The sequence below is a fragment of the Pseudofrankia coriaricola genome (assembly GCF_001854805.1).
Taxonomy (GTDB): Bacteria; Actinomycetota; Actinomycetes; order Frankiales; family Frankiaceae; genus Pseudofrankia.
On record NZ_MBLO01000009.1, the window covers coordinates 50,831 to 63,404 of the forward strand.

At 71.3% G+C, this 12,574-nt stretch carries 13 protein-coding genes; 10 read left to right on the forward strand and 3 right to left on the reverse strand.

Annotated features, from left to right (window positions below; translation table 11 throughout):
- The first annotated feature begins 158 nt into the window (after positions 1-158).
- From BCD48_RS55370 to BCD48_RS02380, 6 genes are all read left to right on the forward strand, one after another.
- The gene (locus BCD48_RS55370) at positions 159-269 is read left to right on the forward strand and encodes a putative leader peptide (RefSeq protein ID WP_312623788.1); all 111 of its coding nucleotides are present in this window, start codon (positions 159-161) and stop codon (positions 267-269) included.
- Positions 270-446: 177 nt separating this feature from the next.
- Entirely contained in the window at positions 447-1,889 is a 1,443-nt protein-coding gene (locus BCD48_RS02360) for an ROK family transcriptional regulator (RefSeq protein WP_083418064.1), read from the forward strand.
- A 660-nt stretch (positions 1,890-2,549) separates the two neighbouring features.
- Positions 2,550-3,515, forward strand: a complete 966-nt coding sequence (locus tag BCD48_RS02365) for a TauD/TfdA dioxygenase family protein (RefSeq protein WP_071046579.1) — start codon at positions 2,550-2,552, stop codon at positions 3,513-3,515.
- Between the two features lie 430 nt (positions 3,516-3,945).
- A complete protein-coding gene (locus BCD48_RS02370) occupies positions 3,946-4,965 on the forward strand; it encodes an ABC transporter substrate-binding protein (RefSeq protein WP_071046580.1) in 1,020 nt (339 codons plus the stop codon).
- Between the two features lie 106 nt (positions 4,966-5,071).
- Positions 5,072-6,028 carry an ABC transporter permease gene (locus BCD48_RS02375; RefSeq protein ID WP_071046581.1) on the forward strand — a complete coding sequence of 319 codons (957 nt, stop codon included), beginning with the start codon at positions 5,072-5,074 and terminating at the stop codon, positions 6,026-6,028.
- Positions 6,001-6,855, forward strand: coding sequence for an ABC transporter ATP-binding protein (locus tag BCD48_RS02380; RefSeq protein ID WP_083418065.1), 855 nt, complete (start codon positions 6,001-6,003; stop codon positions 6,853-6,855). The genes BCD48_RS02375 and BCD48_RS02380 overlap by 28 nt, the downstream gene beginning before the upstream one ends.
- 67 nt (positions 6,856-6,922) lie before the next feature.
- Here BCD48_RS02380 and BCD48_RS02385 read toward each other — a convergent pair whose 3' ends face one another.
- Positions 6,923-8,260, reverse strand: a complete 1,338-nt coding sequence (locus BCD48_RS02385; protein WP_083418066.1) for an MFS transporter — start codon at positions 8,258-8,260, stop codon at positions 6,923-6,925.
- Positions 8,261-8,396: 136 nt separating this feature from the next.
- On the opposite strand from BCD48_RS02385, the gene BCD48_RS02390 reads away from it, so the two are divergent.
- Entirely contained in the window at positions 8,397-9,347 is a 951-nt protein-coding gene (locus BCD48_RS02390; protein WP_071046582.1) for a LysR family transcriptional regulator, read from the forward strand.
- A 201-nt stretch (positions 9,348-9,548) separates the two neighbouring features.
- Positions 9,549-9,794 carry a hypothetical protein gene (locus BCD48_RS02395; protein WP_071046583.1) on the forward strand — a complete coding sequence of 82 codons (246 nt, stop codon included), beginning with the start codon at positions 9,549-9,551 and terminating at the stop codon, positions 9,792-9,794.
- A 25-nt stretch (positions 9,795-9,819) separates the two neighbouring features.
- On the opposite strand, the gene BCD48_RS02400 is transcribed toward BCD48_RS02395, so the two are convergent.
- Entirely contained in the window at positions 9,820-10,362 is a 543-nt protein-coding gene (locus BCD48_RS02400) for a P-loop NTPase family protein (RefSeq protein ID WP_241841462.1), read from the reverse strand.
- A 334-nt stretch (positions 10,363-10,696) separates the two neighbouring features.
- Between BCD48_RS02400 and BCD48_RS02405 the strand changes: the two genes are divergently transcribed.
- Positions 10,697-11,197: a type II toxin-antitoxin system RelE/ParE family toxin gene (locus BCD48_RS02405; protein WP_131803725.1), complete on the forward strand. Its 501-nt coding sequence runs from the start codon at positions 10,697-10,699 to the stop codon at positions 11,195-11,197.
- 46 nt (positions 11,198-11,243) lie between these two features.
- Positions 11,244-11,570 carry a helix-turn-helix domain-containing protein gene (locus tag BCD48_RS02410; RefSeq protein WP_071046585.1) on the forward strand — a complete coding sequence of 109 codons (327 nt, stop codon included), beginning with the start codon at positions 11,244-11,246 and terminating at the stop codon, positions 11,568-11,570.
- Positions 11,571-11,621: 51 nt separating this feature from the next.
- Here BCD48_RS02410 and BCD48_RS02415 read toward each other — a convergent pair whose 3' ends face one another.
- Positions 11,622-12,467, reverse strand: coding sequence for an SAM-dependent methyltransferase (locus BCD48_RS02415; protein WP_116271398.1), 846 nt, complete (start codon positions 12,465-12,467; stop codon positions 11,622-11,624).
- Positions 12,468-12,574 lie beyond the last annotated feature (107 nt).

Consider the following 12,574-nt stretch of genomic DNA (forward strand, 5'->3'; position numbering starts at 1 on the left):
CTCCGCCGCCGAGGCGGAGGCCCCGTCCGCCTACCCGGGCGAGTCCCGCCCCCGCGGTGCCGCGCGAACGACAGCCACACCCATGCGACTCTCCTGTCACAACCAGGCCACATCACGGCCATAAACATCTATCCCCACCGATTTAGTTGAAATTGCTGGTGGCGGCCCTTATCGTCGCCTGCATGCGTGCCTGCCTCCTCCTGCTGGTGAGCCGCGCCCACATCGACCTGCGGCGCGTCGCCAGCGCGCTGTGTCGGCCCGGCCGCTGACGGCCCGGCGCCCCGACCCGCGCGAGTGCCTTCCCGGATTCGCGCAGACCGGCCACGACGGCGAGGAAGGCGCGTCACGCCCCTCCCCCGCGTGTCGGCCCCCGCTGGCCGATCGGCCCGCCTGACCGCGCGACCTACGTGGATCCCCGCGACTCCCGCCGCCCAGGAGGTCCTCCCGTGCCCGCGCATTCCCCTGCCCGCCAGCCCTTGGCGGGCCAGCATCCACCCGATCCCCGCGGCGGGGCCGTCCGGGTCGCCGCGGTGGACGCCACGGCGCTGGCCGAGGCCGACCCGGCGCGTTCCGGCGGTTCGGCGGCGGCCGTGCTGCGCGCCGTCCTCGACCACGGCCCGCTCGCTCGCGCCACCATCGGACAGGCGACCGGGCTCAGCTCGGCGGCCGTGTCCCGACAGACCTCTGACCTGATCTCGCTGGGCCTGCTGCGGGACCTGCCCGGCACCCAGCAGGCCGCGCCCAGGGCCGGACGCCCGCACGTCCCCGTCGACGTCGACACCGCAAGCCACCTCGCCTGCGGCGTGCACATCGCCGTGCCGATGCTGACGTTCGGCCTGGTCGACCTGCGCGGCCGGGTGGTGGCGCAAGAGGAGGTCGACCATGACGGCGACCCGGCTCATGTGCTCGCGCTGATCAGCCGGTACCTGCCGGACTTCGTCCGCCGCCGCCAGGGGGCCTACTCGGATGCGAGCTACCGCGCCAGTGCCACTGCCGGTGGCGGCGGCGCGGCGCGTCCGGGTGGCGGCGGTCTGCTCGGCGTGGGCGTCGTCAGCGGCGGGCTGGTCGACGCACGCGGCGGGGCCATTCTCGAGCACGCGCCGCTCGGCTGGCGCGACGTGCCAATCGCGGCTCCGCTGCGGGCGGCGACCGGCCTGCCGGTGCACGTCGAGGGCCATGCCCGCGCGCTCGCCCAGGCCGAGATCCTCTTCGGCGACCCGCGGGCGCGCCACGGCCTCGTGCACCTGTTCGCGGGCCACGTGGTCGATGCCGCGATCGCTCTCGAGGGCACCGTGCTGCGTGGCCAGCGCTCGGCGGCCGGCGGGGTGGCGCACCTGCGGATCCCCGGCGCCACCGAGCAGTGCGCCTGCGGCGGGAGGGGATGCGCCCAGGCCACGCTGTCCGAGCGGGTGTGGCTGGCGAGGGCGGTCGCCGAAGGCGTGATCCCCCGGCCCGACATCCGCCTGCTGGCCGCCGCCGTCGCCGCGCGGGAGCCGGCCGCCCTGGCGCTGGTACGCGCCCGGCTGCGCCTCATCGGCCGGCTCGCGGCGCTGCTGATCGACATGATCGACCCTGAGGTGCTCGTCGTCACGGAGCTCGCGACGCTCCAGTGGCCGGAACTGATCGCCGACGTGCACGCCGAGGTCGCGGCACACTCGCGAGCCCGCTCGGCGCCGGAGCGGGTGGTGCGGCCGAGCAGCTTCGGGCCGGGCGTCCTCGCCGTCGCCGCGGCCGCCGGCATCCTCGCCGCGGTGCACCGCAGCCCGCGCAGCGTCCGCGCGCCGCTGGCACGAACGCTTCCGTCCCAGGGCACGGGCGCCGGCCCAGGCCGCGCCGTCACCGCCCGACCGTCGCGGGGCACGCTGCCGGCCACCGCGGCCGGCCGGTGACGGAAAAATACGGCGGACGGGCCCGCGGTATTACTTCCATCAAGTCGGAAACCATTGACCCCTCGCACGGCGCGCGGGACGATAAATCCGCCGGCCACCACGGCGACGACACTTCGAACGAAATTCAAGAAAGGCGGTGGATATCATGGTCAGACTCCAGACTGAATCGGTCCACCGCCTGGTGACCGGGCTGCGGGCATGTGGGCCCGCCGCACGGCCGTCGCGATGTCGTCCCAGGCCGTTCGCGGCCTGAGAGAGGCCGGCCGGAACACCACGCCATTTCGGGCCGTGGTGCGCGGCCGTAACCGCCGGCCACGCTGAGGAACGGCGACAGCCAGGCACGCCGGCTCTCCGGGCCCGGGATCTTCCGCGGAACAACGCCGCCATTTTCTCGCCGGGCCCGGACATCCCGGCCCGGCGCCAACGCGCGGATTCTTCTCGTGGCCGTTCCCAGCCGCGGGTCGACGTCCTTTCACCAGTCAGCCGCCCATGTGCCGTCGCGCGCCGTGGCGAGAGGCATGGGCGATGTCTCATGGCCGGAAGAGCTTCCCGCAGGCAAGCCTCCCCACCGGGAGGCTTCCCACCCGCGGGACCTCCCGCCGGCCGTCCTCGGTGCCGCCATCCGGCGGTGCTCAATCCTCCGAAGGGATACACCAGACCATGACAAGCCCGACAACGAGCGCGCCCGCGGACCTGGGCATCGACGTCCGGCCGGTGGCCGGGAACATCGGCGCCGAGATCCACGGTGTCGACCTGCGCGAGGAGCTCGACGACGCCGCAATCGCCGAGATCCGGGCGGCGCTGCACCGCTGGAAGGTGGTCTTCTTCCGCGACCAGCACATCGACCACGCCCAGCAGATCGCGTTCGGCCGGCGGTTCGGCAAGCTCACGCCGGCGCACCCGCACGAGGACGCACCGCCGGAGGGATTCCCGGAGATCCTGCCGATCGACAGCCGCCGCTACAACAAGCTGTTCGGCCAGGCGGAGGCCAAGGACCTCAAGAAGAAGTTCAAGGTCACCTACGACAACGGCTGGCACACCGACGTCACCGCCCTGGTGAACCCGCCGGCCGGCTCCATCCTGCGCGCCGAGATCGTGCCGCCCTACGGCGGCGACACGCAGTGGACCAACCTCGTCGCCGCCTACGAGGGGCTGCCCGAACCGCTCCAGCGCCTCGCCGACGGGCTGCGGGCGAAGCACAGCTTCGGCCAGCCGATCTTCGAGGGCAGCGAGTACGGCAAGAAGATCAGGGCGAACCCGCTGGTGGCGATCCACCCGGTCGTTCGGGTGCACCCGGAGACCGGCGAGCGGGCCCTGTTCATCAGCCCGAGCTTCACCAGCCGCGACAACGAGATCATCGGCTTCGGGCCGCGCCAGAGCCGCGCGATCCTGGACCTGTTCTACGAGCAGATCTCCCGGCCGGAGTACACCGTCCGGTTCCGGTGGAGCCCGGGTGACATCGCATTCTGGGACAACCGGGCGACCGCGCATCTCGGCCCGTCCGACGTGGACATCACCGAGTTCGAGCGGGTGCTCTACCGGGTCACGCTCGAGGGGGACGTCCCGGTGGGCGTCGACGGCCGCTCGTCCGAGCTCGTCGCCGGCCAGCCGTTCCTGGCCGGCTGAGCGGCGCCGGGTAGCACCTTCCCCAAACCGCGATTCTGGAACGGCCGTGGCCCGTTCCGGGAGATGGCGGCGCCGCGCGTGTCCACGCCCCAGAGGCGCGCGGTGCCGCCGCGTGCCGTCTCCCTAATCCGAAGAACGACGCCGGAACGCCGTCGGGTCCGACAGCGTGCGCGCCGTCGGACCCGACGGCGGGCGACGCCTCCGGACGCGCTCGAGGCCCCTTCCCGTTCTCTCGGCGCATTCCTTCTCTCCCGGGGCTCTCTCGTCTTCTCTCGGGCATTTTCCTTGTCTCCGCACCTCGTCCGGCCCCTCTCGGCGCCTTCCTTCGACCGCGTCCGCCCAGCAACCGCGGCTGTGGCCCGCCCGCCGCGGCCGCGTCCCGCTCCCCTGATGCCTGACGGCGTCAGTCGTTCCCTGGATGGAGAATCCGATGCAGCACCGACGGCCGCGTAGACGGCTGTTCTCCCTCGCCGCCGTCGCCGCCCTGCTGGCGGTGGGCGCCGCCGCCTGTGGTGGTGGGGGATCCTCGCCCGATTCTTCGTCCGGCGACAGGACCACGCTGCGGATCGGCGACCAAGGAAAGATCCTGGAACTGCAGCTGACCCTGTCCGGGCAAGGCAAAGGAACTCCGTACGGCCTCGGCTTCAACACCTTCGCCGACGGGCCGCACATGAACGCGGCGTTCAGCGCGAACCGGCTCGACGTCGGCTACATGGGCGACACGCCCGTGCTTTTCGCCAACGCCTCTGCCGCCGGAATCACGGCGGTGGCCGTCGCGAAGTCGACCAAGAACTCGCAGACGATCTACGCGGGCAAGGACTCCGGCATCCAGACGCTGGCCGACCTCAAGGGCAAGAAGGTCGCCGTCACCGTCGGCACGTCGCTGCACGGCTACCTGCTCCAGCAGCTGGACTCGGCCGGGCTCACCGAGAAGGACGTCACACTGGTGAACGTCCCGGCCACGAGCCTCGTCTCGACGTTCACGTCCGGCCAGGTGGACGCCGTCGTCTGGGTCAGCCAGTACGGCGCCGCGCTCACCGGTACCGGCGCCCAGGAGATCAAGACGGCGCCGCTGCCGCAGTACTCCGTCGTCCTCGCCGCGAAGTCGGCGTTGAAGGACCCGACGAAGCGCGCCGCCATCGAGGACTTCCTCGTGCGGCTCTCCCGCGCCTCGACGTGGCCGAAGGCACACCCGGACGCGTGGGTGCAGACGTACTACGTCCAGCTGCTCAAGCAGGACCCGACCACCAGCCGGGCGTTCTTCGACAGCCTGCCGGCCACCCAGTACGCGCCGGTCACCGATGACTTCACACAGTTCCAGCAGAAGCAGGCCGACCTGCTGATCGGTGCCGGCCAGCTGCCGAAGACCCTCAAGGTCAGCGACGAGATCGACGCCGCCTTCAACGCCGAGCTCACCGGAAAGTTCGCCGCCGCGGGGCTGACGACATGACGGCCACGGCCACCAGTCCGGGTCAGGGCCGCAGGCTGGGCGCCCTGCCCGCGGCCGGGCGGCGGGCAGGGCGGCCAGCCGGCCCGAGGAAGCCGAGGAGCGTGCGATGACCGACGTCAGCTACCTGCCTGCGACCGCCCCGCCACCCAAGGCCGGCCCCCACGGCCTTCCCCCGTCCGCGGCCGGGAGCGCCGCGACCAGGAGCGCCGCGGGGGAGACGCGCGCGAACGCCGCGCCGGCGGCGACCACGCCCACCCTCGAGGACCCCACCGGCGGTCGACGCTCCCGCGGGACCCGGCTGTCGGCTCCCGGCTGGATCCGCCGGCTCACGGGCCCGGCGGTGCTGTTCGCGGTCTGGTGGGCAGTCACCGGTACGGGCCTGGTCGGCGGCCGGGTACTCGCCTCGCCGCTTGCCGTCGCCCGTGCCTTCGGGGATCTGGCGGGCGACGGGGAGCTCTGGAACAACCTGTCGGTGTCGCTCGTCCGGGTCGGCTGGGGCGTGCTGTTCGGGGTCGCGGCCGGCCTCGTCCTCGCCGTCCTCGCCGGGTTCTTCCGTGCCGGCGAGCACATCGTCGACTCGTCGATGAACTTCCTGCGGACGATCCCCATCATCGCCCTGCTGCCACTGATCATCGTCTGGATCGGCATCGGCGAGTCGGCCAAGATCTTCCTGATCTCGGCCGGCGTCGTCTTCCCGGTCTACATGAACACGTTCGCGGGCATCCGCGGCGTCGACGTCAAGCTCGTGGAAGCCGGCCGGACGTTCGGGCTGGGCCGGCTCGGGCTCATCCGCCGCGTCATCATCCCCGGCGCGCTGCCGGGATTCCTCATCGGGCTGCGCTGGTCGCTCGGCGTCGCCTGGCTCCTGCTGGTCTTCGCCGAGCAGGTCAACACCGACCGCGGAATCGGCTACCTCCTCACCAGCGCCCAGGGATGGAACCGGACCGACATCATCATCCTCTGCCTGGTGATCTACGGCTTACTCGGACTGCTCTGCGACGGCATCGTCCGCGTCCTCGAAGGGAGTCTGCTGTCATGGCGACGCGGCTTCAGCGGTACCTGAGCCCCCCAGCGCCCACCAGCGCCCAGGACGAAGCCGGCCAGGCCGCCGGTCCGACCGGCCTGGCCAGCCTGACCGGCCACACCGGACCGGCCGGACCAGCCGGGGGCGACACCGACGGCGTGGCGGTGCGGGTGCGCGGCCTGCGCCGGTCCTTCGGCGAGCGGGTCGTGCTCGACGGCCTGGACCTGACGATCGCCGCCGGCGAGTTCGTCGCGCTGCTCGGGCGCAGCGGATCGGGCAAGAGCACGCTGCTGCGCATCCTCGGCGGGTTCGACACCGGCATCGAGGGCGACGTGCTCGCGGCGACCCGGCGATCCGTGGTCTTTCAGGAGGCACGGCTGCTGCCCTGGACCCGGGCACTCGGCAACGTCACGCTCGGCCTGCCCGGCAAGGACGTCGCGGCCCGTGGCCGGGTGGCGCTCGCCGAAGTGGGGCTGGCGGACCGCGAACGGGCCTGGCCGGTGACGCTCTCCGGCGGGGAGGCGCAGCGGGTCGCGCTCGCCAGGGCTCTGGTGCGCGAGCCGGACCTGGTGATGCTCGACGAGCCGTTCGGCGCGCTCGACGCCCTGACCCGCATCCGGATGCACGCCCTGCTGCAGGAGCTGTGCCGCCGCCACCGCCCGGCGGTCCTGTTCGTCACCCACGACGTCGACGAGGCCATCCTGCTGGCTGACCGTGTCCTGGTCCTCGCCGACGGCCGGTTGTCGCTCGACGTACCGGTAGGCGTCGCGTCCCCGCGGCTACGCTCCGATCCCGCGTTCGCCGTGCTGCGCTCCCGCTTGCTCGCCGAGCTCGGCGTCGACGACGTCGCCGAAGGCGCCCGCTGACCGTGCCGAGGCAAGCCCGGCAGCACCTCCCTGGCGGGCTCGCCTCGGCGCCCCGCGGAACCGACGATCACCACGTTCCGCGGAACCGACTCGGGCGCTGAGCGCCCTCGGCGGCCACGGCGACGGCGGCGGCCGTGCTCGAGGGTGGAGGGGCGGCGGGGTCAACAGCGGCCATGGGCCAGTTCGGGCCCGGGCGCGGCGCGGGAGTCCGTCGCGGAAGTGCGAGCGGGGTCGCCAGGAGGAGGAGCCCGGCGGCCGCGATCGCGATCCGGGCGCTGGTGATGCTGGCCAGCAGTCCCCACAGCGCGGTCAGGGTCGCCGTCCCAAGCTTGCTGGTGATCGACCAGGCCGCCAGCGTCCGGGCGACGCGCCGGGGATCGGTGTGGTCGAGCCGGTAGGTGGCGAACAGGGGGGTGAACACTCCCATGCAGGTGACCAGGCCGAGCTGGACGGCGATGACGAGCACGATCCCGGCCGTGCCGGGGCAGACAAAGGCCAGCCCGAGCGACCAGCACGCCCGCGCCGCACCGGCGACGACGAGCACCCGGTGCGGTCCGTATCGCGCGGCCAGCGGTCGCGCCAGGCGAGAACCGACCAGGCCGCCGACGCAGGGCACACCGAACGCGAGGCCGTACTGCCAGGGCTCGAACCCGAGGTGGCCAACCATGAGGACGGCGAGCAGCGGCGACGTCGCCATGATCAGCCCATTGACCATGATCGTGTTGACGAACAGCGGCCGCAGCGCGGGATGGGTCAGGATGTACCGCCATCCTTCGACCAGATCGTGGGCTCGTAGCCCGTGCGAATCGGATCGCGCGGGGTGTGGCTCCCGACCGCCGATGGCACGGATACCCATCGCCGAGAGCAGGTAACTGACGGCGTCGGCCACCACGGTCGTCACCGGCCCGAACAGTCCGATCATGGCTCCGCCGAGTGGCGGTCCGAGCACGGTGGCGGTCCAGGTCGTGGACTCCAGCCGCGCGTTCGCGACGAGCAGGTCCGCTCCCCGCAAGAGGTCCTTCAGGTAGGCGCCACTGGCCGCCGTAAAGGCGATATCGGCGGCGGCGACGATGACCGACACGACCAGGAGCTGGGCGAAGCTGAGCGAGCCCGCCGCGAACGCCACCGGGACGCTCAGGACCGCGACGAACCGAGTCAGGTCCATCGCCACCATCACCGGCCGCTTGCGCCGGAACTCCACCCACGGGCCCAGCGGCACCGCCGCCACCGCCCCTACCGCCAGCCCCGCCGCCGCCAGTTCCGCGACTTCGATCGGCCCCACGTGCAGCACCAGGATCGCGATCAGCGGAAATGCGTCGAACGCGAGCCGCGTGCCCACCGTGCTGACCGTGAACGCCGCCCAGAGCCACCCGAACGGCCGACCCAGCGACCGCCCAGCCCACACACCCAACACACCCTCCAAGGCATTCGCACAACGTGACGTTGACCGCGGACATCAAAGCGGGCATCCAAAAGCCAGATCAAACAACCACCCTGCCGGCGAGCCACAACCGCACGTTGTGCGAATAGTGTCGGCAGGCGTGGATCTCGAGGCCGTGCGCACCTTCATCGCCGCCGCGGACGCGGGCCAGTTCCAGGAGGCCGCCGCGGACCTGTCGGTCACGCAGCAGGCCGTGTCCAAGCGCATCGCCACGCTGGAGAGAGACCTCGGTGTGCGGCTGTTCACCCGCACAGCGCGCGGAGTCCAGCTCACCATCGACGGGCAGGCGTTCCTGCCCCATGCGCGCGGTCTTCTCCGGGCCGAGGAGCGGGCAGCCGCCTCTGTCCGTCCCGGCCGCCGCGCACTGCGCGTCGACGTGATCAGCCGGCGGGTCGCGCCGGCGGCACTGCTGCGCGACTTTCACCGCGCGCACCCCGACACCGAGCTCGACGTCGTGACACTGTTCGACGCCGACGCCGCCTTTGCCGCGGTCCAGTCCGGGATGATCGACGTGTCGTTCCGCGCGGTCACCGTGCCCGCGTCACAGCTCCCCGACGGTGTCCGGACAGCCCGGGTCCTCGACGAGCCCCATCAGCTGCTCACCGGACCGCGCCACGAGCTGGCCGCCGCGCACGCGGTCACGCTCGCCCAGCTCGTCGGGCACCGGATCTGGATACCCGGCATCGCCCCCGGAACCGAGTGGGCCACCTACTACGACGACCTCGCCGCCGCGTTCGGCCTCACCATCGACGCGATCGGCCCCAACTTCGGCACCGACCATCTCCTGGACGTGCTCGCGGACTCCTCGACGCTGGCCAGCCTCATCGGCCAGCAGACCCGGTTCCTCTGGCCCGACTACTACGACCTGCGCCGCGTCCCCCTGCATGACCCGACACCGGTCTACCCGCATTCGCTGATCTGGCATCACGAGAATCCGCACCCCGTGCTTGCCACATTCCGCGACCATTTCCGCTCCCGGTCCACCGGTCTCGAGCGCCCCGACGCCGGAACCTGGTCGCCGAAGTGGGCATCGCGGCAGGCCACGCCGTGACAGGGCCGTGACTCGGCCGGCGTTTACGCCGTTTCCGCGAGGCGACCGGGGCGGCGATCGGTCTCCGTCAGAAGCTGCCCATCAGGCGAAGCCGTCCCGCGGGAAAGCATTTTGGACACCCGATGCGCCCCGTCCGGCCACACTCCAAGTACAGGCCGCCACCACCCGGTGCCTGGGCGCAGGTACCCGAGAGGCGAGGTCATGGCGCTTGGCAACGCGAAACCGACGTTCACCTGCGACAACTGCGGCCGGCGCGGGAGCGGCGCCAGCACGACGTCCGCGACCGGCCGGCGGCTGTGCGTCGAGTGCGCCGACCAACTGACGGGCGCCGCCGCCGGACTCATGGCCAGCCAGGGCGCGGTCGGTGACGCCGTCGCCACCGCCGGCTGGTTCACCGCCCTCCGCGCCCGCCGCCGTTCCCGTCGCTCCCCCGGTGACAGCGCCTAGCGCCGCGCCGACGCCCGGCCCGCGGTTACTGGCTCGCGGCGCGCAGCGGGCCGGCGCACCAGCGGCTGACGGCGGCACGGCTGCGCAGGCGGACGATCGGGAGCCCGGGACGCCGCTCGCGCAGGGCGGCGATCCGTCGCGGGCTCTTGTGATGGGTCGACCAGGCCCAGCGCACGATGTGCTCGCGGTCGGTGAAGATCGTGCGCAGCGGCGGCTCGACGTTGCCGTTCCAGAGGACCTCGCGGCTTAGCCGACGGCGCAGGGTACGGCGAACGACCTGGCGCATGACTGTTCGGCGGGGCAGGTCGAGCCAGACCATCAGGTCTGCGCGGTCGGCGAGCAGGTCCCGCGCGTCCCGGTACTGCCATTCCGTCACCCAGGCGGCCCCCTCGCTGAACGCCTCGACGTCCGCCAAGAACGACTCCCGACGCGTCCAGCCGGGACCGTGGAACAGCCCGTCGATGTCGACATGTGGGATCCCCAGCGCCTCTCCCACCCGCCGGGCCAACGTCGTCTTCCCCGACCCCGACGTCCCCGCCACCACCACCCGCCGCGGCTGCTCCGGCAATGGATCCTCAGGCCCCAACATCACCACCTGACGGACGATAGCGGCCCGACTCCGCCAATCCAGCCACCAGTCCGGCGACATGCACCCCGATGACACGGCAGTAGCCGCCGGTCACGGTTTCGACGCGACTCCTCGTTTCGACCTGTCCAGGGTAGTGACTGGTGTCCGTCCGGTCACATCTGCGCACGCAATCGTCTCGGCGGCCAATTTGCGCTCGAGCACAATATTCTTTGTTTACAGTCGAGATAAACCGCCATAATTTGACGGATCAGCCCCGGGCTCATAACTTCCAACACGACCGCTCTACGTAAGTCCGGTTCCACGGACGGGAGCTATGAGTTTCGAGTTGGTGTTTTGCGACGAACCCGCCACCGGCCGAGCACCTGTGTGCGACTGGCTGGACAGTCTCGACACCGGTCGGCGGAACGCCGCCATGCGCGGGTTGTCCCTGGTACTCGCGGTGGAGGGTCCAGCTGTGTGCAACTCCGAATACGGGAAGGCGCTCGGCGGCGGTCTGTATGAGCTGCGGATCCGCCACGATGCAGCCGAACTGCTGAGGGCCCACAATCCGAGACTCCTTGAGAAGTTCGGCGCCCCGCCAGCCAGCGATGTACTTCTCAGGATCTTCTTCGGCTGCGAACGAGAAAGAGTCATCCTGATCGTCGGAGCCTACGACAAGGGTTCCGATCCATCCCCTCGCAAACAACAGACCGAGATCGACAAGGCGCGGTCCCGTCTTGGCGAATACCGGCGCAGGAGACCAACAACGCCCGTGGCGGGCCAGTCGCACAGCTTCCGCCGGTGGTGGATCTCCCAGGTCCGCCGACGCAGGTGACGAGATGGGCTTCAACCCATATCATGTGTCCACAGGGAGGTGCGCGATGAGCTACCGGTTCGACGACTACGTCGCCAGGGTGGAAGCACAGGCAGATGACGACGAGCGCGAGCTGCTCGACATCTACACCAAGTTCTTCGACGCCGAGCGGCAGCGCGTGTTCGACGTCCCCCGCCAGCTGGCCGCCGCGCGCCAGGCACGCCACCTGACGCAACGGCAGCTCGCGAAAGCCTCCGGCATCCAGCAGTCCGAGATCAGCAGGATCGAGCGTGGACAGATCAGCCCGACACTCGAGACCCTGACCCGACTGACCGCCGCGCTCGGGGCTCGGCTGGAGATCGTCGACACCGAAGGCAATCCGCTGGCCGTCTGATCCCGCGACGCATCCTCGACCGCCGGACGCGACCAGCCAGAAGCGAACGGACTACGACTTGCGGCCTACGCCGCAGTGGCCGTCGACCGGTGCGGGCAGGGCGCCGTCCGGGGTGGGGTCTGGCCGCCAGTGGGTGTGCGGCACGACGCCCGGGTCCACGAGCTCCAATCCCTCGAACCGCTCGGCGAACCGCTCCGGCGTGCGCAGGATGTAGGGAAGCGCGCCCGACTCGTTGTAGTCGTCCTGCGCCTCGTCGAAGCCGCTGTCGCCAGCCGGCTGGGTCCCGTCATAACTGGCCAGGTAGCTGCCCGAAGGCAATGCGTCCAGGTACTGCTTCACGATGGACCGCAGCTCGTTGTCGTCCGCGATGTGCCCGAGGACGCCCATCAGCATGAGAGCTACCGGCCTGGTGAAATCCAGGGTCCCGGACGCGGCGGCGAGGACGCTGCTCGGGTCGCGCAGGTCGGCGTCGATGTAGTCGGTGACGCCCTCGGGGGTGGTCGCCAGCAGCGCGCGGGCGTGTGTCAGCACCAGCGGGTCGTTGTCGACATACACGATCCGGCATTCCGGGGCGACGCGCTGGGCGACCTCGTGCGTGTTGTCGGCGGTGGGCAGGCCGGTGCCGATGTCGAGGAACTGCCGGATCCCGGCCTCTCCGGCCAGGTAACGCACCGAGCGGACGAGGAACCCGCGGGAGGCACGCGCGAGGTCCGCGATGCCAGGGAAAACCTGGAGGTATTCCTCGCCCGCGGCCCGATCGACCGGATAGCAGTCCTTGCCGCCGAGCCAGTAGTTCCAGATTCGCGCCGAATGCGGCACAGACGCGTCGATCGAATCGGACAAGGCAACGGTCTGGCTCGAACCCTGCGGGTTGGCTGCCGGCGGTTCTTCGACCATGCGTGTGGTCTCCGCGTGGTATAGGGCGGACAGTTCGGCCACCCTATCGCGGACCGTGGCGGACCTACCACCCCCCGCAGCCCCGACCTCCCACCCGGCGGAGGGCC